This is a genomic window from Algoriphagus hitonicola (assembly GCF_900113375.1).
In the GTDB taxonomy this organism is placed as follows: domain Bacteria; phylum Bacteroidota; class Bacteroidia; order Cytophagales; family Cyclobacteriaceae; genus Algoriphagus; species Algoriphagus hitonicola.
In genome coordinates this window covers 276742-299421 of the sequence record NZ_FOPC01000002.1, presented here as the reverse complement: position 1 = coordinate 299421, position 22680 = coordinate 276742, and the positions used below count along the sequence as shown (strand labels likewise).

At 42.6% G+C, this 22680-nt stretch carries 22 protein-coding genes; 13 read left to right on the top strand and 9 right to left on the bottom strand.

The genetic code is table 11. From position 1 onward, the window contains the following. The first annotated feature begins 46 nt into the window (after positions 1-46). Together BM043_RS04060 and BM043_RS04055 are read left to right on the top strand one after the other, a co-directional pair. Positions 47-979, top strand: a complete 933-nt coding sequence (locus tag BM043_RS04060) for a hydrogen peroxide-inducible genes activator (protein WP_092789084.1) — start codon at positions 47-49, stop codon at positions 977-979. A gap of 324 nt (positions 980-1303) precedes the next feature. Continuing rightward, positions 1304-1882, top strand: coding sequence for a hypothetical protein (locus BM043_RS04055; protein WP_092789082.1), 579 nt, complete (start codon positions 1304-1306; stop codon positions 1880-1882). A 350-nt stretch (positions 1883-2232) separates the two neighbouring features. Here BM043_RS04055 and BM043_RS04050 read toward each other — a convergent pair whose 3' ends face one another. The 4 genes from BM043_RS04050 to BM043_RS04035 all read right to left on the bottom strand — a co-directional run bounded on the left by BM043_RS04050 (position 2233) and on the right by BM043_RS04035 (position 4609). Further along, positions 2233-2709, bottom strand: coding sequence for a copper resistance protein NlpE (locus BM043_RS04050; RefSeq protein WP_092789080.1), 477 nt, complete (start codon positions 2707-2709; stop codon positions 2233-2235). A 31-nt stretch (positions 2710-2740) separates the two neighbouring features. Further along, positions 2741-3343, bottom strand: coding sequence for a hypothetical protein (locus tag BM043_RS04045; RefSeq protein ID WP_092789078.1), 603 nt, complete (start codon positions 3341-3343; stop codon positions 2741-2743). A 140-nt stretch (positions 3344-3483) separates the two neighbouring features. Beyond that, positions 3484-4131: a TonB family protein gene (locus tag BM043_RS04040; RefSeq protein WP_092789076.1), complete on the bottom strand. Its 648-nt coding sequence runs from the start codon at positions 4129-4131 to the stop codon at positions 3484-3486. Between the two features lie 25 nt (positions 4132-4156). After that, positions 4157-4609, bottom strand: coding sequence for a hypothetical protein (locus BM043_RS04035; RefSeq protein WP_092789074.1), 453 nt, complete (start codon positions 4607-4609; stop codon positions 4157-4159). 166 nt (positions 4610-4775) lie between these two features. Between BM043_RS04035 and BM043_RS04030 the strand changes: the two genes are divergently transcribed. Then, positions 4776-5558 carry an undecaprenyl-diphosphate phosphatase gene (locus BM043_RS04030; RefSeq protein WP_092789072.1) on the top strand — a complete coding sequence of 261 codons (783 nt, stop codon included), beginning with the start codon at positions 4776-4778 and terminating at the stop codon, positions 5556-5558. A gap of 86 nt (positions 5559-5644) precedes the next feature. Next, positions 5645-6835, top strand: coding sequence for an ATP-binding protein (locus tag BM043_RS04025; RefSeq protein WP_092789070.1), 1191 nt, complete (start codon positions 5645-5647; stop codon positions 6833-6835). Positions 6836-6892: 57 nt separating this feature from the next. Here the strand turns inward: BM043_RS04025 and BM043_RS04020 are convergent, their stop codons facing one another. Then, positions 6893-9325, bottom strand: a complete 2433-nt coding sequence (locus BM043_RS04020; protein WP_092789068.1) for a S9 family peptidase — start codon at positions 9323-9325, stop codon at positions 6893-6895. Between the two features lie 192 nt (positions 9326-9517). Between BM043_RS04020 and BM043_RS04015 the strand changes: the two genes are divergently transcribed. Then, positions 9518-10090 carry an outer membrane beta-barrel protein gene (locus tag BM043_RS04015; RefSeq protein WP_092789066.1) on the top strand — a complete coding sequence of 191 codons (573 nt, stop codon included), beginning with the start codon at positions 9518-9520 and terminating at the stop codon, positions 10088-10090. A gap of 109 nt (positions 10091-10199) precedes the next feature. Here BM043_RS04015 and gldJ read toward each other — a convergent pair whose 3' ends face one another. Both gldJ and mfd read right to left on the bottom strand, forming a co-directional pair. Continuing rightward, positions 10200-11423 carry a gliding motility lipoprotein GldJ gene (gene gldJ / locus BM043_RS04010; protein WP_092789064.1) on the bottom strand — a complete coding sequence of 408 codons (1224 nt, stop codon included), beginning with the start codon at positions 11421-11423 and terminating at the stop codon, positions 10200-10202. A gap of 172 nt (positions 11424-11595) precedes the next feature. Further along, on the bottom strand, positions 11596-14955 hold the full coding sequence (gene mfd / locus BM043_RS04005) for a transcription-repair coupling factor (RefSeq protein WP_092789062.1): 3360 nt from the start codon (positions 14953-14955) through the stop codon (positions 11596-11598). Positions 14956-15073: 118 nt separating this feature from the next. Here mfd and BM043_RS04000 point away from each other — a divergent pair, with 118 nt between their 5' ends. Next, complete coding sequence (locus BM043_RS04000) at positions 15074-15688, top strand: cytochrome c oxidase subunit 3 (RefSeq protein ID WP_245752932.1); 615 nt, start codon at positions 15074-15076, stop codon at positions 15686-15688. Positions 15689-15690: 2 nt separating this feature from the next. Continuing rightward, positions 15691-16125 (top strand): SRPBCC family protein, encoded by a 435-nt coding sequence (locus tag BM043_RS03995; RefSeq protein ID WP_092789060.1) that lies wholly within the window; start codon positions 15691-15693, stop codon positions 16123-16125. A gap of 2 nt (positions 16126-16127) precedes the next feature. Here BM043_RS03995 and BM043_RS03990 read toward each other — a convergent pair whose 3' ends face one another. After that, positions 16128-16598: a Fur family transcriptional regulator gene (locus BM043_RS03990; protein WP_092789058.1), complete on the bottom strand. Its 471-nt coding sequence runs from the start codon at positions 16596-16598 to the stop codon at positions 16128-16130. 283 nt (positions 16599-16881) lie between these two features. Between BM043_RS03990 and BM043_RS03985 the strand changes: the two genes are divergently transcribed. The 4 genes from BM043_RS03985 to BM043_RS03970 all read left to right on the top strand — a co-directional run bounded on the left by BM043_RS03985 (position 16882) and on the right by BM043_RS03970 (position 19980). Beyond that, positions 16882-18054 carry an aspartyl protease family protein gene (locus BM043_RS03985; protein WP_245752931.1) on the top strand — a complete coding sequence of 391 codons (1173 nt, stop codon included), beginning with the start codon at positions 16882-16884 and terminating at the stop codon, positions 18052-18054. 110 nt (positions 18055-18164) lie between these two features. Next, a complete protein-coding gene (locus tag BM043_RS03980) occupies positions 18165-18755 on the top strand; it encodes a LemA family protein (protein ID WP_092789055.1) in 591 nt (196 codons plus the stop codon). Positions 18756-18764: 9 nt separating this feature from the next. Then, positions 18765-19202 (top strand): TPM domain-containing protein, encoded by a 438-nt coding sequence (locus tag BM043_RS03975; RefSeq protein WP_092789053.1) that lies wholly within the window; start codon positions 18765-18767, stop codon positions 19200-19202. After that, positions 19180-19980, top strand: coding sequence for a TPM domain-containing protein (locus BM043_RS03970; protein ID WP_092789370.1), 801 nt, complete (start codon positions 19180-19182; stop codon positions 19978-19980). The genes BM043_RS03975 and BM043_RS03970 overlap by 23 nt, the downstream gene beginning before the upstream one ends. A 66-nt stretch (positions 19981-20046) precedes the next feature. Here BM043_RS03970 and BM043_RS03965 read toward each other — a convergent pair whose 3' ends face one another. Then, positions 20047-20469, bottom strand: coding sequence for a nucleoside-diphosphate kinase (locus tag BM043_RS03965; protein WP_092789051.1), 423 nt, complete (start codon positions 20467-20469; stop codon positions 20047-20049). A 187-nt stretch (positions 20470-20656) separates the two neighbouring features. On the opposite strand from BM043_RS03965, the gene BM043_RS03960 reads away from it, so the two are divergent. Both BM043_RS03960 and BM043_RS03955 read left to right on the top strand, forming a co-directional pair. Then, positions 20657-21691, top strand: a complete 1035-nt coding sequence (locus BM043_RS03960) for a DHH family phosphoesterase (RefSeq protein ID WP_092789049.1) — start codon at positions 20657-20659, stop codon at positions 21689-21691. A gap of 43 nt (positions 21692-21734) precedes the next feature. After that, complete coding sequence (locus BM043_RS03955) at positions 21735-22658, top strand: FKBP-type peptidyl-prolyl cis-trans isomerase (RefSeq protein ID WP_092789047.1); 924 nt, start codon at positions 21735-21737, stop codon at positions 22656-22658. Positions 22659-22680 lie beyond the last annotated feature (22 nt).

The window sequence follows — 22680 nt, the reverse complement described above, 5'->3', positions numbered from 1 at the left end:
ACTCTCCTGCCTTTTTATAAATTAGCTTGTTAATTAATCTCCCGATATGACCATTCAGCAACTGGAATATTTGATCGCTGTCGATAAGCATCGCCATTTTGGGCAGGCTGCCGAATCCTGTTTTGTAACTCAGCCTACGCTAAGCGCGCAGTTGAGCAAGCTTGAGCGGGAATTGGGCGTGATTCTTTTTGATCGGAGCAAGATGCCGGTGATCCCCACCGAAATTGGTGTTCAGATCATTGCTCAGGCCAAGCGGGTGGTATCTGAAAGTAAAGGGGTGACGGAGTTGGTCGCTCAGCTCAAAGGAGATATTTCCGGGGTGATCAAATTGGCGATTATTCCTACCCTTGCACCCTATTTACTTCATTTGTTTATCCGGAGGTTTTTAGAAAAATACCCCAATGTCAAGCTGGAAGTGCAGGAGATGATCACCGAAGAAATTGTCAAAAAGCTGAAAAATGATGAATTGGATTTGGGAATCGTGGTGACTCCCCTCGGGGAAAATGGCATTGAGGAAAAACCGATGTTTTATGAGAAGTTTTACGCCTATCTCTCCAAGGATCATCCCCTGCTTTCACAAAAGGAAATCAGAGCCGATCAGGTCAAATCCGAGGAACTTTGGATTTTGCAGCAAGGGCATTGTTTCCGGGATCAAGTCATCAATTTCTGTGATCAGACGAGTAGTGGGCATGCCAATTTCCATTATGAAAGTGGTTCGCTGGAAGGGTTGAGAAATATGGTCAATCGATATAAGGGGATGACCATGTTGCCTGAATTGGCTACGCATGAACTTTCCGAGGAAGAAAAAACCCGGCTGAGGCCCTTTGCAGGAGAGCCTCCAATCCGGGAAGTGAGTATTATTTTAAACCGGAGCTTTTTAAAGCAAAAATTGGTGGAGTTGCTTTATACCGAAATTACAGCTGCCATTCCTCAAGCGATGACTTCCAAAGCCCATGGGAAGATTGTGCGGTTTAAATAGAATTTACTGCTTCTTCAAAATGTAAAGCTTAGCCTTTTCCCTTCTGAGAGAGGGTATTCTATACTCAGAAGGTTTGAGGTTCAATTCGGCGCTGGATTAGATTTGCAACTTTACCTAGATATTTCCACCACACACAGAAGGGGATTACAAATCCCAATGAATAATAGGGTCGAATTGCAAATTCGACCCAGTGGGGGGCTACTCCTAGCGGAGTAATAAAAAAAGTCAGGAATTTGTTAAAATTATTAAAACCTTTTTTTTAGTTTCATAATTTGTATCCTTAATGATAGGTATATTTCTCACAACATTTTAACTTTTTATGTTATGCTTCACGTTAAAAAATTCCTAAAGGTATTCCTTATTCTTTCAATTGTCCCTATTTTCTATTCTTGCTCTGAGGATGTTGATGATACACAAGATAGATTAGAGTTAGGCCCCCTAGATCTTTTCCAACTAAAAATTAATTTGAATCCTGTTACTGTAGATTTATCGACTTATCCATTACAAAAGCTTCTCAAGGACCTAAGTAGGGAATTGTATGAAATAAACATGGAAAACGTAAATTCTAGGGTAAATCCAGATGAGGGAATGCAATCCTATGCAGGATACGCTTTAAAAATAAATAAAAGAGAAAATGTAGCATTGATAACTCCTTTAGAAGGGTCCGTGAAAAATTCTACTAATGCTCGAATGCTTACTGATGACGACATTGCTTGTCGAGGAGACCATGGAGACGGGTGGAAACTATACGATACATGTATGGCAGATACTTGTGTAACAGAAGCGGTTTTAGCGGCTGCAGAAGATCAAGGAGAGCCGGGTGTCAATGAGTGTTTGGATTTGAGGGTTGTTAGAACATTGCTTAATCCAAAAGTTTGTGCTCGAACCATCCCCTGCAATTAAAAGAATTTTCCCGGATGGAGGAAGTATCTCCTCATCACCTTTGAGGTTCAAGTGGGCATTAGGTGAAGTTTGTAACCCCCTTTCGGGCATAGGCTCTTCTATCCACCTTTGAAGTTTAAATGGGTGCTGGATGATTTTGCAACTTTACTCTTATATCCTTATCAATTTGTAATTGGCTTATTTTCAACTCATTTTGAATCCTTGTCAAATTACAAATTTGTATTTATAGGTAGGTGTAGTTGCAAACTACATCTAGACCAGAGGTTCAATTCTGCGCTGGGTGAAGTTATAAACACCTAGATATACCTACTGAAACCTGAAGGAGCCAGATTTTCCGGTTTAAATAGAGATTATTGTTTTTTCAGGATATAAAGCTCAGCCATTTCGCCGCTGATCCGATTGCCATCTTGATCCAGATGCCAAATTTGATTTTCCCCGACCTGGTATTTTCCGGGGGCACCCTTTAGACCTTCTAATTGGATCGTCCGGCCTTGCTCATCCCAGGTGAATTTTCCGGTGTATTCCTCTTCCAAGGCATCGTTTTTACCCAGATAGTTGGTCTTATAAGAATAGGTACCGTTTTGATTTAAGGTCAGTTCCGTTTCGATTCCCTCACAATCCGCACAGGGAAGGGTGCCTGTATAGGTTCCTTCCCAGTCCAGCGCATTCATGGAATTGTCCTCCGGAGTGACTGGGATTTCCATGGTTTCAGGAAAATCATCCATTGTTACAGTGGATTCATCCTCCGTTTCCTCCTTTTCTGAGGAAGAAGAGCAGGCAAACTGAATTAAAGAAAACAGCACAATCGGTAAAAATAATTTTTTCATGGTTAATGAGTTTAAGGATGGAGAAAAAGGGTTATTCCATAGAAAAGGATAATTTTTTGTCACTTGTCTGATAGCCTACTACGACCACATTTGTCAGCTCTTTTTCTTTGAGTTCATGGTAAAAAGCCCTGTCCAATTCGGCCAAGGTCGTTTTTTCCATTTCTTCGTATAATTTCGCTCTCTCCAGATAGTAAGATGGAAAGTAAGGATTCTGAGCAATTTTTTCGTTGAGATCTTTCAAGATTTTTTGTTCCGTAATGGGAAGGTTGATTTGCTGGGAATTGCCTGAAGTAATTCTAAAATTTACATTCAAAATCAAATCCTGACCATAATAATCCTCCGCCACCAGATCTGTACTTTTTCCAGATTGGACTAAGTGCAGCACACGGATGACTTCTTCAGCCAAGTTTTCGTTTCCCGCCAAGACTTCAGGAGCGGAATTTATTTTACCTTCTTGATCAAATCCGATCAGTAAGGATACGGGACCTTGAATTTCGTTGCTTCTGAGTTCATCAGGATATTTCAGATTTTTTCTAAGATCCTCATTTAAATTTTCATTGGCTTTTACCCCCTGAGCCGAAGAGGCACTGACGACGATAAAAAACGAAAGTAGAGAAAGGAGTAAATTTTTCATCGAGATTTAAGTTAGTGAGGATAAAAATTAGTGAAAGAATTTTAAAAACCCATCGACTTTTTGAATTTTAACATTTCAATTGATTGATAAATAGAGGGTTGATTTTATAAAAGACTGGGGGTTTTGGCAATTTCACTAAATTAATTTGAAAAAGATCCTGTCACCTGTCGTCTTGTGATGATACCGAAAGTCCTGTTTCGGATTACTGCAAGTGTTTTATCCTTCAATTCCTGGGATTTGAGCAAGTCTTCCGTCGCTTCCTCCTCCATACCCAATTGTCTGTGAATTTGAGATCGAATTTCTAAAGTTTGGTAGTCAAAGGGCTTTTTTTCCAAAATTCGGTTTACAATTTTCAATGCCTTTTCTGGCTTTCCCTTATAGAGCTGTCGAGTAATAGCCTCTGTGGAAGCGTTTGGATTTTGGGGATCTACAGATTCAAAGCTAAAGACGGTTTGATAGGTTTCATCTCTTTTCCGTTCTGCCAACATTTCTGGATTCCAAATATGAATGGCTTTTTCCATGGCAGAAAGAGCCGATTGCCCCATGCCCTTGGAGGTGGATTCTTTTAAATTTGCAGAGCCAATTCTACCTTCGGCGTCGATATTCAGTTCCATAATGACATATCCTTCTTTATTTGACCGCAAGGCCGAAGTGGGATATTTTGCTTGTGTGGCAAGAAATTGTTCCCAAGCAGCAAAAGATTTTTGCGCAGCTAATTTTTCTGTTTCTTGACCAAATCCTGCCCCAATTATCAAAAATGAAATAAATAGAATCAAAATGTGTTTCATTGCTCTTTAAATTTTAATCAATTATTCAAACCCCAAACTGCGTCAGATGATGGTCCAAGTGCTTGTAAAAAAGGTTGTTCCATTCGTTTGCAGTCATCGGACCGAAGGATAAGGATTCTTTTCCCTCAAAATGATCTCTGCCCAGATTCAGCGTGTGTTCAAGATATTTAATTAATCGGGATTTTTCTTCCTCAAAATTTTTCCGCTCTTTGATCAGAAAAACGGGAGCAGTTCGGAGGTTCTTTTTATACGGCACTTCATTGACGACCCCATTTTTCACAAAGGTTTTCAGCAAGAAACGCAGGAGAGGATTGGGTTTTGGATGCTTGTTGGTGAAGGCCATTTCGTAAGCAATGGAGCAATGGGCCAACATCTGATCGACAGTCATTTTTCCCCATAAGGCAGGACTTTCGGGTTTGAGCTGATTGACTCGCTCGATGAGTTCTTGGGTGACTTTGGGGTCGAAAATATCTTTCATTGCCGGATTGGATTTGATGAATCCAATTTAGGGGATAATTGGAAGATGCTTGGTATGTTCAAGAACATTTATGGAAAATTGACCGGTATAAGGAAGTTTACTTTTCTTAAAAAAACTGGTCATCCCCATTGGCTTTCTTATTTTTGCCGAGCATTAACATGACATCATGACTTTATTCCAATCCATCATTATAGCCATCATCGAGGGGCTTACTGAGTTTTTGCCGATTTCATCAACCGGTCACATGATTTTAGCCTCCGCTGCGATGGGCATTCACGAAGATGAATTTGTGAAGACTTTTGAGGTTTTTATCCAATTGGGGGCGATTTTGGCGATTGCGCTGATGTATATCAAGCGGTTTTTCCGTGGATTGAAGATTTACTACAAGTTGTTGGCGGCGTTTATTCCCACGGCTATAGTTGGACTCTTGGCGTATGAGATCATCAAAGGGTATCTCTTTAACCCAATCGTGGTCTCCATTTCCCTGATTGTGGGCGGAATTATCTTGATATTGATCGATAAAAGAGTAGTCAATCAGGAAACGACGGTAGATGAGGTAGAAGATATCACCTACAAACAGGCATTTTTCATCGGCCTATTTCAGTGCCTTGCTATGGTGCCAGGGACTTCTCGGGCTGCTGCGACGATTATTGGCGGCGTATTTAATGGTTTGGATAAAAAGCAAGCTACGGAGTTTTCTTTCCTATTGGCTGTGCCGACGATGATGGCTGCGGGGGGTTATGATTTGCTCAAATCTGATTTGGCATTTACCCAAGCCCAAGTAATGATGTTGCTTATTGGTTCAGGGATTGCTTTTGTGACAGCCTGGATCGCAGTGAAGTTTTTTCTTCACTATGTCTCCAATCATGGATTTACCGCTTTTGGCTGGTATCGCATCGCCTTGGGAATCCTCTTTTTGATTTTTATGTGGGGGAATGATTTAGGCTAATTGTAAAATTGGTTTTACAAAAAATTGATATTTTGTTAAATATATTTTACAAAAATGCTATATTAGTGTAAAATCAATTTTACACTATGGAAAAGTTATTACTCTTGTCTCAGCGAAAAGTAGCTGGGATAAAACTGGATTTTCAGCGCTTCCTATTAGATGAAATAGATTGGAGTAATCGACTCATAGGCATTTTGGGTGCTCGGGGTACCGGCAAGACCACGCTTCTGCTTCAGCATTTAAAACGGGATTTACCCAAAGATGGAAGTGCTGTCTATGTGAGTCTGGATGATTTTTATTTTACAGAGAATAGACTGCTGGATTTTGCGGATGAGTTTTATCTACTGGGAGGGAAGACCTTACTTCTGGATGAAATTCATCGATACCCCACCTGGTCACAAGAGTTAAAATTGATTTTTGATAATCTCCCCGACTTAAAATTAATTTTTACTTCTTCCTCTATTTTGGAAATATACAAGGGAGAGGCGGATCTAAGTCGGAGATTGGTCTCTTTCGAATTGCCGGAATTATCATTTCGGGAATTTATCCAATTCGAAAAGGGAAATTCATTTCCGGTTTTTTCCTTGGCTGAGATGATTGAAAATCATGTGGGAATTGCAGAGCAGATATTGGAAAAAATGGCTCCGATTCCGGTATTTCTTAATTATCTGAAATTTGGAAGCTACCCATACTACAAAGAGAATCGCGAAAGCTATTATGAAAAATTGAAAAGAACGGTTCAATTGACTCTGGAGTTGGATATCAATGCCGTAGAGAATTTGGATTTTGAAACGATCTTTAAACTAAAAAAGCTCATTCGATTAATTAGCACTTCTGTTCCTTTCACGCCGAATGTTTCTGAACTGAGTCGAAAATCCGGGATTTCACGACCTACGCTTTTGCGTTCGCTTGAGCTTTTAAATCGGGCAAAAATTATTCAAGTGCTTCACAAACCCAAACAAGGAATCGGAGCATTGACCAAGCCGGATAAAATTTATTTGGCCAATACTAATTTACTTTATGCCCTAGGGGAAGATCAAACAAATGTAGGGACTGTTCGGGAGACTTTTTTTTGCAATCAACTACGTAGCACCGATGCAGTTTATCTCGCAGACCGAGGAGATTTTTTGATTGGGAATACTATCTTTGAAATCGGAGGAAAAAATAAATCAAAGACTCAGATAAAAGACCTACCACATTCATATTTGGTCAAAGATGATATCGAAATCGGGATAGGTAACACCATCCCATTGTGGCTTTTTGGCTTTTTGTATTGAAAAAACCCTCCCCAGATTCTCTGAGGAGGGTTTGTTTCATTTAGAGTTTGAGCTGAATTACCTCGAAGGCTCAATTTTGTTTTTGTTCTTCACGTATTTATCCAGCCAGCTGTCCATTTCATAAAGCGTGTGTAGAATGGATTCTTTGGCCGCATAGCCGTGACTTTCATGCGGTAAAAACACCAATTTTGCCGTAGCCCCGTGCCCTTTCAATGCATTGTAATAGCGCTCTGATTGGATAGGGAAGGTACCGGAATTATTGTCCGCTTCTCCATGAACCATCAGGAGTGGAGTTTTCACTTTGTGGGCAAAAGAGAAGGGAGACATATTGAAATAAACCTCAGGTGCTTCCCAATAGCTTCGCTGCTCATACTGGAATCCAAATGGAGTCAAAGTTCGGTTATACGCTCCGCTTCGAGCGATTCCTGCTGCAAACAAATCCGTATGTGAAAGCAAATTGGCCGTCATAAAGGCTCCATAGGAGTGTCCACCGACACCAATGCGATTTCGGTCTCCGATGCCCAATTCGACAATGTGATCAATCGCCGCTTCGGCATTAGCGACCAATTGCTCGATAAAGTAATCATTCGGCTCTTTGTCTCCTTCGCCTACGATAGGCATCTCTGTCTGATCCATAATCGCATATCCTTGGGTTACCCAGTAGATGGGAGAACCCCAGCTTAATCGTGTGAATCGGTATTTCGATCCTCTTACCTGTGAAGCGATTTCCGCTGACTTGTATTCTCTCGGATAGGCCCACATCAATACCGGAAGTGGCGCATCTTCTCCCGGGGTAAAGCCTTCTGGAGTATAAATCACCGCCGAAAGATCCAAGCCGTCTTTACGCTTGTACTTGACCAATTGCTTGTTGATTCCTTTGATAGATTCATAGGGATGAGCAAAAGCGGTCACCTGTTGGGGAGCTATTCTTCTCTTGGTATTGACCAACCAATAATTAGGCTGAACGTCGGTTCCTTCCTTGAGCGTGATAAATTCTGTACCTTCATCGTCCAATACCTTAACTACACGCTCATAAAATGGAGCTTCGGACCTCCAAAGGATTTCCTGCTCTTTGGTTTTGGTATTGAATGTGGATAAAAATGGCATACTTCCCTCTGGGCTTCCTCCCTCAGAAGTCATAAAAATTAAATCTCCTTTTCTCAGGAGTACGTTTTCACCAAATTCATTTTCGGTGTACATTGGACTTCCTGGGTCATTGTAAATGTCGTCATATGACCGGTCGATAATTACACGTTTTTCCTGAGCAGGGTTTGCCGGATTGATGACGGATCGGATTTCCCGACGAGCACCAAACCATCTTTCATTCAAAATAGCAAAATCATCAGTGGACCAGGAAATTCCGCCAAAACGTAGCGAAGTAGTCGCCAGGGTTTGCTTGCTTCCAGAAAATGGAGCAGCCAAGGTATAGACGATCTCTCGCTCTTCCATTTCGACTTTGCCATCCCCTCCGTCTTGGGCTTCTACCCAATATAGTACCGCAGGATTATCGGCTCTCCAGTTGATACTTCTTGGGCCGGTTACGGTCGCATCAAATCCAGTTGGTCTGACTTCGTCCAAAGGAATCTGCGCAAAGGTTTTTACTTTTTGTCCTTCTTTTGACCAGATCTCCACATCGTAAGGGAATCGGGAAGCAGGAACTAGGTAAGAAAAAGGTTGCTTGATGATGTCTACCAGAAGATAAGAACCGTCGGGAGAAAGGTCAAAAGACTTGATCATAGCCTTGGGTCCGACAGCTTTTTTGTTTCCATCTAGATCTACTAGGATCAGCTGAGTATCCATGAAATAGGCAAAAAGTTGCTCATCGTAAGGATTGCTCAAGAGATCTTGGTAGGTTCTGGAAGGAGCAGCATCACCGCTAGTTTCCTGGATTACCGGACCGGCTGGAGCGGCAGGCTCTTCTGGCATGGATCCACGATCGGGATTATTGGCTTTGATCAGGATCTGATTATCCGGAGTCCAGGTCATCACATTTCCCATCACATCGTTGAGGATAGCATCGGTTAGTTTTTTAGCTTCAAAAGTCGCCATATCTACCACCCAAAGACTGATACCTGTATCTTCAGTATTGGTGAAGGCCATGTATTTTTCATCTTTGGAAAGAGCAAATCCACCCATGGCAGGGTTTTCGGGCAATCCTTTGATCTGGATCTCTTCTCCGCCCTGAGTCATTCGGATTTTGATGTTTTCCACAGATCGACTTCTGGATGGACCTGAAGTAGCAGGATTGATCCGCATGCCGGCGATTCTTAACTCAGGCTGTGCAAGCTCCGCAATGGATGGATTTCCGGCACTTTCTAAGAGCATCATCCAATCTCCATTTTTGGAGAAACGAACAGACGGGGTGTTTGGGGCATTGACTAAATCCGCAATTGCACTCGGTGGAGTTTGGTAATTTTGGCCAAACGCAGGCAGCCAAATAGCTGCTACAAAAAGCCAAAGTAGGGGTTGTAGTTTTCTTTTTAAGTTCATATTCGATAGGTAATTTTGATAGTCTAAAATACGCAAGCCAAACTGACTTTTACTACAAATATTCTCTAATGGTAGATCTTGTGTTTTAATGATTGTTTAATGGTTGGAGATGGATTTTCAAGACTGATTTTTGGACTGGTAAAAAAAGAATTCCGTATCTTGATTTGAATAAAAATCATATAAACCCCTGATATGAAAAAATTATTGATTTTGATTCCGCTCTATTTCTCTATTTCAATAGTTGCCTCAGGTCAAGCGATAAAGCCAACTCTAGGGCTTAACTTCTCTGATGTAAAATCCGCAGATGATGTGGTCAATGGTAGTGGTAGTTGGCAAATAGGACTGAGTATGGAGTTTGGTAAAAAAATGTATGTCGAACCTGGTATTTTCTTTATGTCCCGCAGCTATGCCTTTGAAAATGGTGCGAGTCAAGGCTTGAGTCTAAGTGATCCTAAATTTAAGGGAATTCGTATTCCCGTTTCCTTGGGGGCTTACATTATCGGAAATGAAGAATCGACTTTTGCTTGGAGAGGATTTGTAGGCCCTTCAGCCTTTCTTTATACCGATACAGGAGATATTAATCCGGATGAGTTGAACTCTCCGGCTTGGGGAGTTTTTGCGGGTACGGGACTAAATATTTGGATACTTTTTGTTGATCTTTCTTACGAATGGTCCGTCAACGATATTTCTCCAGCTTTCGCTCAAATTGATTTTGGTCGGACTAATGGATTTTTTGCCCAGACTGGTTTTCGACTCAAGTTTTGAAAATTCAGTGAATTTCAAAATCGTGTAATTTTCAATCTTTTGATCGAATAGAAATAAAAAAGGCCAAGTTGATCTGAGTCAACTTGGCCTTTTTTAAAAATAAGAATTCTTATTTTCCTTTTTCTCCGATAGAAATCATAGCGCATCGGAAACCAATATGGTTGGTCGCAGAGTCCTGATGCATAAATCTACGGGTACCCGGCGCAAGCCAATAAGTAACATCTCTCCAGCTTCCGCCTTTGTAAACACGGATGTCATCGGTAAACATTGAAATTTCGTAGTTTTCAGCCTCATCCTTATATCCGTCCTTACGCACAGGGTTCAAATCATCAGCATCTTGATAGGTCAATGGACGGTAGACATCATATACCCACTCGTTCATATTTCCGGCCATGTGGTACAATCCAAAATCATTGGGAGCCATATCGTATACATTGGTAGGAAGGATTTCACCGTCATTACGCTGATTTCCGGAGATACCTCCGTAGTCACCTCGTCCTCGCTTAAAGTTAGCCAAGAAATCACCTTGCTTACCTTTTCGCTTGACGTTGTATGGATTTCTCACTCCTCGACCATCCCAAGGATAAATTCGGCCATACTCTTGGTTTTCATCCAGATACTGTGTTCCAATCATCGCTTTGGCAGCATATTCCCATTCAGCTTCACTAGGAAGGCGGTAATCGGCAAGCGCAACTCCTCGCTCGATTAATTGCGATTTGGTGAAAGAGGAGTCTATGCCCCGCTCTTCACGAATAAGTTCTTGTACATATTCAGTTCTCCACTTGGCGTAGGTATTGGCTTGCTGCCAAGACACTCCGGCTACCGGATAAAAGTTAAAACCAGGGAATCTGAAATAATAAGACTGATACATGTCATTGAATGACAAAGCTCCTCCCCATACGTCTTCTCTCGGTTCGAGATTGGCCAATGAATCGGCGCTTACTCGCTTCTTCATATCGAAGAGGAATTCTCTAAAATCGTTATTGGTAATTTCTGTTTCGTCCAGATAGAAGTTTGCTACCGTTACGGTTCTCTCCAAATTATCCCGGAATGCCATCACGTCTTCTTCCTGTGAACCCAAAACTGCTCTACCCCCTTGGATAAATTTCAAATTGGGACCGGGAATTTGCTCTGCATTTCTAGCTACAAAAAAGCTGGTCGAATCATTTTCTTCAAAAGAAAATTCAGCGCCTGTAGTAGCACTTTTTTTCCCGGGATTGTTTGCAGTGCGTCGGCCATAGCCAGGAGTTTTGTTACAGGAAGAGAGCACGGACCCTCCGACGATCATCAGAGCGGCGGCCCACATTCCATAGGATTTGTTACTAAAACGCATATGTTTTTCGAGTTTAGATCAAGTTTAAAGCGCTAATATATAGCCTATAACGAGCACTTCCAATTGTATATTAGCTTATCGATAAGAACCCATTGCCTTAATTTAAGCGAATTTGGGCTTTTACGACAAATTTTGTGTGCGAAAGTGCAATATTTATGCCAGTTAAAATTTTTTAATTTTTGCTTTCAAGCATCTCTTTTAGCCATTTTTGAGCGGATGAAATGCTACCTACCTCCCCTACGGTAAGAATCAAACGATTTTTGTGTTCCTTTATTTTAAAATTCCGTGAATTCAATTGGGCAAATTTCATGATCTGCATAAATACCGGAGAACTGTAGAAGTCTTCTCTGCTCGCCGGCAAAAGGTAACATTTCATTTGATTGCTTTTGAGTACGAGTTTTTCTATTCCCAACTTTTCTGCTTTCCAGCGTAGCCGGACCGTCTCCATTAAGTCGATGACAGAGTCGGGAATCGGCCCAAAACGGTCTGTAAGCATGGTGGCAAATTGATCCAACTCATCCTCGTTTTTGATCGAATCCAACTTGGAGTACAATCCCAATCGTTCGCTGATATTGCCCACGTATTCCTCGGGGATTAGCAGTTCCAAATCTGTCTCGATGGTACAATCCTGGACCAATACCTTTACTTTTTCTTTCAGATCCTCTTCGAAAAGCGCCGCAAATTCATTTTCCTTCAATTCTTGAACAGCCTCATCGAGAATCTTATGGTACATCTCAAAGCCCAAATCGGTGATAAATCCACTTTGCTCGGCGCCTAAAAGATTTCCCGCCCCGCGAATATCAAGGTCTTTCATCGCCACTTTGAATCCGTCTCCCAAATCGGAAAACTCTTCCAAGGTTTGAAGTCGTTTTCTAGACTCCGGAGTCAATCCTGACATCGGAGGGGTCAACAAATAGCAAAATGCTTTTTTGTTACTCCGACCTACTCGACCACGCATCTGATGGAGATCGCTGAGCCCAAACATGTGCGCACGATTGATGATAATGGTGTTGGCATTGGCAATGTCCAATCCCGATTCGATGATATTGGTGGATACGAGGACATCGTATTCATGATTGATAAAATCCACCATCACCTGCTCCAGCTTTTTGCCGTCCATTTGCCCGTGCGCTCCGATCACTCTGGCTTCCGGGACTAGTTTCATAATCAAGTTTGCAATGCTGTCAATTTCGCCTACGCGGTTGTGGACAAAAAATACCTGTCCGCCTCGACGCAGCTCGTAGGCGATGGCATCGCGAATCACTTCCTCCTGAAAGGTCTGAACTTCAGTGGTGACCGGCTGACGGTTGGGTGGAGGAGTAGCGATCACCGAAAGATCCCGTGCCCCCATCAATGAAAAATGAAGGGTTCGGGGTATCGGTGTGGCTGTCAGAGTTAGTACATCGACATTTACCCGGAGGTTTTTGAGCTGATCTTTGACTTTCACTCCGAATTTCTGCTCTTCATCAATGACCAAAAGTCCCAAATCCTTAAAAACAATATCCTTGTTTACGATTCGGTGAGTTCCCACCAAAATGTCAATATCACCAGTTTTGACCCGCTCGATAATGTCTTTCACCTGCTTAGCCGTACGGAATCGGTTGATATAATCCACGTTGACCGGGAAATCTGAAAGCCGTTCCTTGAAGGTTTGATAATGCTGCATGGCCAAAATCGTGGTTGGAACCAGAATTGCCACTTGTTTACGGTCATTTACCGCTTTGAATGCCGCCCGGATAGCCACTTCTGTTTTTCCAAATCCTACATCTCCACAGACTAATCGGTCCATGGGATAGGATTTTTCCATATCGGATTTCACATCTGAGGTCGCAATAGCCTGATCGGGCGTGTCTTCGTAGATAAAGGAGCTTTCGAGCTCCACCTGCAAGACCGAATCTCCCGAAAAGGCATAGCCTGGAGCCGATCTTCGCTTGGCATACAAGGCAATGAGATCCTTGGCGATGTCCTTTACCTGCTTTTTGGCACGCTTCTTTTTATTTTCCCATTCAGGAGATCCCAATTTAGACATGGATGGCATCTGACCTTCCTGTCCAGAATATTTGGAGATTTTGTGCAGGGAATGAATATTGACATACAACAAATCATCATCCCGAAAGACCAATCGCACGGCCTCCTGCATTTTGCCAGCCACATCCACCTTTTCCAATCCGGCAAAGCGCCCGACTCCATAGTCCACGTGAACGATGTAATCGCCCGGATGTAGGGCTTTGAGTTCTTTGATGGTAAGAGCCTTGGATTTACTGGCTTTTTTCCGGGATTTGTAGCGATGAAACCGTTCAAAAAGCTGGTGATCAGTAAAACAAACCAATTTTTTGCTCCGATCTTCAAAACCTTCTCTCAGCCCAATCAACATGCTTTGAACCTGCAAAGTGGGATCCAATTCCTGAAAAATCCCAATCAACCGATCGATTTGTTTGGCGTTTTCGGCAGTGATGATATTGGTAAAACCCTTCTTTTCATTTTCGGACAGATTGCTCACCAAAAGCGTGAAATTCTTATTGAAGGAAGGCTGGGGCTGGGAATCCCATTCGAGGATATTTGAAGTTTTGAGATAAAATTGCCGTCCAAATTCCACGTAAGAAAATTTGGTCACCATCCGGGTAAAATCAGCTCCTTGATCAAAAAGGTCCGCCGGATTCAACACTGTCTTGGTTTGGTTGGTTTTGGCCTGAATTTGGGCAAAAGTAATCTCGGCTTTGTGATAGGCCTCAGTCATCACATCGGCAGTAAGCTGATAATCTTTGATCCAAAGGATCGCCTCACCGGGCAGGAATTCCAGAAATGACTGGCGGACTTCTTGGAGTAGCTTCGTTTGGGTATTGGGAATAAGGGAAATCTGATCCACCGAATCGATGGACAGCTGAGTCTCCGGATCAAATGTTCGGATACTTTCGATTTCTTTTCCGAAGAGTTCGATTCGGTAAGGATGCTCATTGGAAAAGGAAAAGACATCTAAAATCCCTCCCCGGATGGCAAATTGTCCCGGTTCATAGACAAAGTCTGTCCGCTCAAAATCATAGCTGCTCAATAGCTCCGAGACAAAAGCCATGTCAACTTTCTCTCCTACACTGGCCGTAAATGTATTTTCCTTTAGCGACCGCTTATTGATTACTTTTTCATAAAGTGCCTCGGGATAGGTAACGATGACTTTTGGACTACCCCTGTGCTCCAAAACTTGATTTAATATTTCGGATCGAAGCAGCACATTGGCGTTATCAACTTCCTCGTATTGATAGGGTCTCTTAAAGCTGGATGGGAAAACGAGATGCTCCTCCATCGCCAGCAAACTCTGCAAGTCAGAATTCAGATAGGCCGCTTCTTCTTTGTCTTGGGCAATGATCAGGTGAAAGCCACCTCTGGAGCGAAAATAGCTCGCAAAAACCACCATATCCAGACTGCCTGAAAGCCCTCGTATTTGAAAACCGGCTTTTTCACCGGAGGACAGTTTTTCTGAAAAGGTCTGGAAAAAAGGATCAGATTGATATATGGAAAGGAAAGCCTGTTGGTCCAAGAGATTGGGGGATTGTTAGATTTGGGCCTGCAATTTAGTGGATTTGGATGGTTGAATCCCAAATTCATCTATTCAATAAAATTTTGAACCTAAGGGGTCAAAAATTGTTTTGCTGAACGTGAAGCAGCCCCAAAAAAACCAAACCTGGTTTCAGCAAATAGAAAATCTACATCCCTACGAGACACTCTTATATTTGGGGATGTTTGGAAGTGGCTTGATCTTTATGTTTTTGACGATTGCATTTTTGTTTTCAGGCTTGGATCAGTTGAGCGGCCTCAATCAAAAAATGCCCATTTCTTTTCTTCTCTCCACGTTTTTATTGGTGATCAGCGGCTATACCGCTACACGAATGCGGATTTTTTACCAAGAGGAGCGAACTCAGAAAGTCATCGATTCGCTTCGAAACACCTTGCTACTTGGGCTTGTATTTACACTGTTGCAGATTTCCGGCTGGATTGAGTTGGAGGCAATGGGAATCAGTTTGCAGGGAATTCCCAGTGGGAGTTTTCTTTATGTTTTGACAGGAATCCATATTTTCCATTTAGTGGGGGCGATGATCTTTGCGGTGATTCTGTGGGTTCAGCTGAAAAAAAACCAAGCTGACGAAATCAAGCATTTGATCCTGCTGACCAATCCCTTTGAAAAAATGCGAATCCGGCTATTCACCGTCTACTGGCAGTTTATGGATGGGATTTGGTTAATTTTGTTTTTGTTATTTGTTCTTAGCTTTTAATCATGAAAATCACCATTGAAACTCCTGTCAATGCATCCCTTCATGGAGTCATGGAGGGCTTCAACGAGTCACTTTTCAAAAAATTAAGTCCTCCTTTTCCGCCTGTGAAATTGCTCCGATTTGACGGGTCCAAAACTGGTGATTTGGTTTCTTTGGAGCTGAATTTTATCTTTTTCAAGCAAAAGTGGACCAGTAGAATCACGGAGGACGAACTTTCCGAAGCAGAATTTTACTTTGTGGACGAGGGAATCGAGCTTCCTTTTTTTCTAAAAAAATGGAAACACAAGCACCGGATCATTCGGCAGGGCTCAGGCACCATAATCCGAGATGAAATTAGCTATGCCGGACCAAATGCTCTGGTTACTTTTCTACTTTATCCCGCACTTTATTTGCAGTTTCTCTATCGGAAGCCGATTTACAAAAAGCTATTTCAATAAATTTAAATTACGGTGAGATTTTCACAGTGGGGGATCTGACAATCTCCGTACAGCACCAAAGAATGCGAGGTGATCTCGGACTGAAATTCCTTGCCGATCATATCTTTGATCTGATTGATTTTGGGATCGGAAAACTCCCGGATTTTCCGACATTGGTTGCATACATGGTGATCATGATGCTTATAGGTGAGCGCTTGTTCGTAGAGCGCTACCTTGTCTTTGAATTGATGTTTGACGGCTAGACCGCTTTCGACCAAAAGATCCAGGGTGTTGTAAATAGTCGCCCGGCTGATGGTGTATCCCTTGTTGCGCATTTTCAAAAAAAGCCCCTCCACGTCAATGTGCTCATCTTCCGGTAGGGAATAAAGTTCATCGATGACTGAAAAACGCTCAGGGGTTTTGCGACTTCCCTGCTTTATCAGGAAATTTTCAAATATTTTTTTTGCCTTCTCAATTAATGCTTTATCTGCCATGGTTTATATATTCCAAAAATAAAGATGATTCATTCTCATTTTTTTGACAACCACCCAAGCCCTAAACATCCTAATTTGGTTTCAATCTAATTAAATTCTTTTTCTTTCGGGTCAAACAAAGACCCCAAGGAAACTCGTTATACAATTTTGAAATTTGACTTTAAAAAACCGTATATTAAAGCAATCACCCATAGGCCGATTCATGTTAAAGAATAGTTGTTTTGCAATTTTTCTGCTGCTCCTCCTTTCTGTCGATAGTTGGGGTCAATTACCTGGTTTTTTTATGAAGGAAGATAAACGGAAGGTGATTTTGCCTTTTTATGCCTCCAATAGTTTGATCATCGTGCCGGTTTCGGTAAATGGAAACCCGCCGATGAATTTTCTAATCGACACGGGGGTGAGATCGAATATTCTATTTTCGAAGGACCTGGGGGATGCCTTGGGATTGGAATATACCCGCCGACTGAATCTCATGGGGGCTGATGGAAGTAATGAAATCATGGCCTCGGTATCTCCCGTCAATCATTTTGATTTGGGACCCATCGAGGGAGTCGCGCAAAGTCTCTTGGTCATCGAGGATAATTTTCTGGATTTGGAGGCCGTGGTGGGAGTGCCAATTTATGGAATAATCGGGTATGAATTTTTCAAATTCAATCCAGTGAAGATCAATTATGATCATGAGCGAATCGATTTTTACAAAACTGACAAATTGGGCTGGAAACCACTTTTTTTTAGAAAACTAGACTTGGAAATCAATCAGAGCAAACCCTACATCCAAACGAAAGTCAAACAAAAAGACGGGAGTACGCTGGATGCCAAACTTTTGATCGATACCGGTGCAAATCACGGACTACTATTGAATAGGGAGACCACTGAAAGCATTACGATGCCCCCGCTTTTTATTGAGGCGGAATTGGGACAAAGTCTGGGTGGTCTTTTGTACGGCTACATTGGAAGGGTGGATTGGCTTAAAATAGGAAACTTTAAGCAGCAAGAAGTTTTGACTTCTTATCCAGATGAGACGGCCTTTTCATACATTATCAAAAATACGGGAAGGTTAGGGAGTTTGGGCTCCGAAGTTTTGGGTAGGACTAGATTGATATTGGATTATCCCAATGAAAAGGCCTATATCAAAAAAGGGGATGCTTTTTATGCGCCATACGAATACGATATGAGCGGTCTGACGGTACGAAAGACTCCTTCTGATAAAAAAAGGTTTTACATCGGTGACGTTAGAAGAGGGTCCCCTGCCGGGGATGCCGGGATATTGCCCTTTGATGAGATATTGAGTATCAACAAAATCCCGGTTTTGATCTGGGAGCTCTCAGAGGTGATAAAGCTTTTGCGCTCCGAAGAAGGCCGAACGATTGAAATTGAGGTTCGTCGGTATTTTGATGAGGATTTGGTCCGTTATGAGGATTTTACCTACCAGTTTACACTGCGAAAGCAAATATGAAATCGGAGAATGATCCGGTTTTAATTTCTTACTTTTGAACCGTTAAAATTCAGGACAACCAATGTTAAAAAATAACCGTCCATAGAGAAGTTTTCTAACCAAAGCACAACATGAAAAAACTATTAATTCCCATTGCGATCTTGGCGATTGTCGGTGTGTTTATCTACACCAAAGCTGTTGGTACTTACAATATGTTTGTCCAAACTGAGGAGCAAGTCAACGGTCAATGGGCCGAAGTGGAAACCCAATACCAACGAAGAGCAGATTTGATCCCCAACCTGGTCAACACCGTCAAAGGCTATGCGGATTTTGAGCAGGAGACCTTGACTGGAGTGGTAGAAGCCCGGGCAAAAGCCACCTCCATGAATATCGATGCCAATAATCTGAGCCCAGAAAATATCGAGCAGTTTCAAGCCGCGCAAGACCAGCTTTCCGGCGCCTTAAGTCGCTTGTTGGTTACCGTCGAGCGTTATCCAGACCTCAAAGCAAATCAAAGCTTTTTGGAGCTTCAGGCACAGCTGGAAGGCACTGAAAACCGGATTGCCGTGGCGCGTAGAAACTTCAATGAGTCCGTAATCACCTACAATACCAATTTGAGAACATTCCCCAATAATATTTTTGCGGGCTGGTATGGTTTTGAAACCAAGGGAACCTTTGAGGCAGCTGCTGGAGCAGAAAATGCCCCCGCGGTAGAGTTTTAATTAAAAGCCATGGCTAAGAAATTATTCTCCGATGAGGAGAAAAAGCAAATCGTAGCGGCGATCCGTACCGCCGAAAACCAAACTTCAGGAGAGATTCAAGTGCATATCGAGAATCACTGTCGAGGAGATGTACTGGATCGGGCTGCGGAGGTGTTTGAAAAACTAAAAATGTATCAAACTGCCCAGCGGAATGGGGTGTTATTTTATTTGGCGGTTTTGGATCATAAGTTTGCCATCTTGGGGGATGCCGGAATCAACCGAGTCGTTCCTAAGGATTTTTGGGAAAGTATCAAAGATCACATGACTTCCCGATTCAAAAAAGGAGAGTTTACCTTGGGCCTGATTGATGGCATTCATAGTGCTGGAGAACAGCTTGCTGCACATTTTCCCCATCAGGGGGATGACGATGAAAACGAATTATCAGATGAGATTTCCTTTGGGGCTTAAAGCTCTTTTATTTAGTGCCTTTCTAATAGTACAAGCTGTAGCTGGATTGGCTCAGGATTTTCCTCCTGTGCCAGATCCCCCCAGGCTAGTCAATGATTTTGCCGGAGTGCTTTCTCAGGATGAAGTCTCCCGATTGGAAAATAAGCTGGTGGCCTACGATGACAGCACCTCATCTCAAATCGCCGTCGTTTTGATCAAATCTGTCGGCCAATACGACATTTCGGATTATGCCTTTCAATTGGGCGATCTCTGGGGAATAGGAGGAGAAAATGACAACGGGATTCTGATCCTGGCCGCAATGGATGATCGGAAAGTTTTCATTGCGACTGGTTACGGACTAGAAGGCGCGGTGCCGGACGCCTTGGCTAAGCGAATCGTGTCTAATTTGATCCTTCCCAATTTCAAAACGGAGGATTATTATACAGGATTGGATCAGGCCACAGATATGATCTTCAAATTGGCCTCGGGAGAATACGATGCCGATGAGGTAGTCTCTGATGGCAATAGTGGAGGCGCACTGATTGTATTTTTACTTTTCATTGTGATTTTTGTGGTGCTGCCACTGATCAGAAATAAAAGCGACAACGACAACCACATGGGCGGTCGAGGCGGAGGAGTTGACCTGTGGACGACCATTATGCTGGCCAATATGCTAAAAGGTGGCGGAGGAAAATTTGGAGATTTCTCCAGTGGCGGAGGGAGCTTTGGAGGCGGCGGTGGTTTTGGCGGCTTCGGAGGCGGAAGTTTCGGAGGCGGTGGCGCAGGAGGCTCTTGGTAATCGAAAAAAATAATGCTTAAAAAAAGCGCCGTATTTGGCGCTTTTTTTATGCTTTCTCTAAGAGAATTACCCTACTCTTTCTGTTTGAGAGAAATAGAAACTTCCTTCGATTGCAGCATTTTCATCGGAATCAGATCCGTGAACCGCATTCGCTTCGATGGACTTGGCAAAAATCTTACGGATCGTACCTTCCGCTGCATTTGCTGGATTAGTCGCCCCGATCAAGGTTCTGAAATCCTCAACGGCATTGTCTTTTTCCAAAATAGCCGCGATAATCGGTCCAGAGGACATATAGGCACAAAGATCCTTGTAGAAAGGTCTTTCTTTATGAACTTCATAAAATTTTCCAGCCAGCTCAGGAGTCAGTTGGGTAGCTTTCATCGCAACAATTTTAAATCCTGCTTCTTCGATCATTTTTAGGATTGCTCCAGAATTGCCCGCTTCAAATGCGTCAGGCTTGATCATGGTGAATGTTCTGTTTCCTGCCATGTGTTATTGAGTTTATATTGGTTTAATTCGGCCGCAAAAATAGGGGAATAGAAATCAGAATCCGAGTGAATCCACTGAATATTCCCTTATTTGCTTCATTTCCAGCAAAATGACCGAGTTGTCATTTGCAAAAAAATTCATGACCTTTGCGGACTACTAGTGCCTAAGTGCCGTTGAATAGATATAAATGGAAGCATTAGCCTCATTTAAGAAAGAACTTTCCTCACCCAAAAAAATATTTATCACCACTCACGTCAAGCCTGATGCAGATGCGCTGGGTTCCTCTCTGGGACTGGCCAACTATCTGCTGAAGAAAGGACACGAGGTCACGGTGGTTACTCCTTCTGATTACCCTTCTTTCCTCAATTGGATGAAAGGCAATGATTCGGTATTGGATTTTAGCCGTGATGACCTTAAGCCAGCTGTCAGCAGAGCTCTTTTTCAAGCAGATATTATTTTCTGTTTGGACTTCTCGGCGTTGAATAGGGTAAATGAACTGGGAGAGATGATCCGTCAATCGGATGCCTACATTGTCAATATTGATCATCATCAGGATCCGGAGGATTTTGCGAATTTCAGATATTGGAGTACCCAAGCCGCTGCGACCTGTGAACTGATTTACGAGCTAATCGTCAATTTAGGCGATAAGCACCTGATCGATAAGGATATTGCCGAGTGCCTCTACGCCGGAATCATGACCGATACCGGGGGGTTTAGGCATCCTAATACAACCAAAAATGTCCATTTGGTCGTCGCTGAGTTAATTGACATTGGAGCCAATGCTTCTCAGATCGCCAACTGGATTTATGACTCCTACTCCATCAATCGACTGAAATTTATCGGTTTTGCCATCAGTCGAAGACTGATTATTAGAGAGGACTTGCATACTGCCTACTTTGCAATCAGTAAAAAAGATCTTAAAAAATATCAAAGCCGTACCGGGGACACCGAAGGATTGGTGAATTATGCTTTATCTTTGGACGGAATCAAAATTGCCGCGCTATTTTCTGAACGGGAGGATGGAATAAAAATTTCATTCCGATCCACGGTTGATGTAGCGGTTAATAAATTTGCTGCGTCCTACTTCAATGGAGGAGGACATAAAAATGCTGCCGGAGGCAAATCCGAACTTAGTCTGAAAGAAACCATCGAGCGATTCGAATCCTTGGTGGAGGAGCATCAGGATGAATTGTTTCATAAAGAAACCATTTCAGCGGATTAAACCGAAGGCTTTTACACGTGAATAAAAAAACCATCAAATCTTTATGAAAAATTCCAAAAGCCTTCTGGCTATCCTAGCGGTGGTGCTAGGCCTAAGTGTTTCCTCCTGTCAGAAAACCAAAGTAACAGAAAAGGACGGTATTGAATACAGCTACGTCGAGGAAGGCTCCCAAAAGCCTGAAAACGGAGAATATGTTCTCTATCATCTAGAGATCAAAAATGGCGAAGACTCCGTAATTTACACTACGCTGGATCAGCCGTTCCCGGGCTATCTTCAGGCTAATGATTCTACACCTACCAACAATGGAATGGATGAGATTTTCCTGAACCTTAAAAAAGGTGATAGTATCACTTTTGAATCCAAGGCAGAGACCATCTTTGGACCTAATTTTCCTCCTTTCTTAGAGGAAGGTGAAGCAGTCAAAGTACGCTTGGGAGCATTTGAAATCATGGACGAGGCTGGAATTCAGGATTACTTTGCCAAAGTAATGGAAAAGGAAAATGCTGCGAAAGCTGAGCGTGCCAAAGGGCTGATCGTGGAAGAAGGAAAGACGATTGAAGAGTATGCCCAAGAAAATAACATCGAGGTGCAAAAAACCGAAAATGGTCTTTATTATTCCATCGAAGAAGAAGGAACGGGTGATGAAGTGACTCCAGGTACAACCATGTATGTCAATTATGCAGGCTATCTTTTGGACGGGACCTTGTTTGACACAAGCTGGGAGGAAATCGCCAAAGAAAACGAAATGTATGACCCTGAGCGTCCTTACGAACCACTTCCGGTCAATGTAGGAATGGGACAGGTAATCCCAGGCTGGGACGAAGGATTGCTACTGCTTAAAAATGGATCCAAAGCGAAGTTTCTCATTCCTTCACCACTTGCGTATGGCGAAAATGGTGCGGGTGCGATGATCGGACCTAACTCCATTTTGGTATTTGACGTAGAAGTCACTGACGTGCAGAAATAGTCCTAGATTACCGATTAAAATT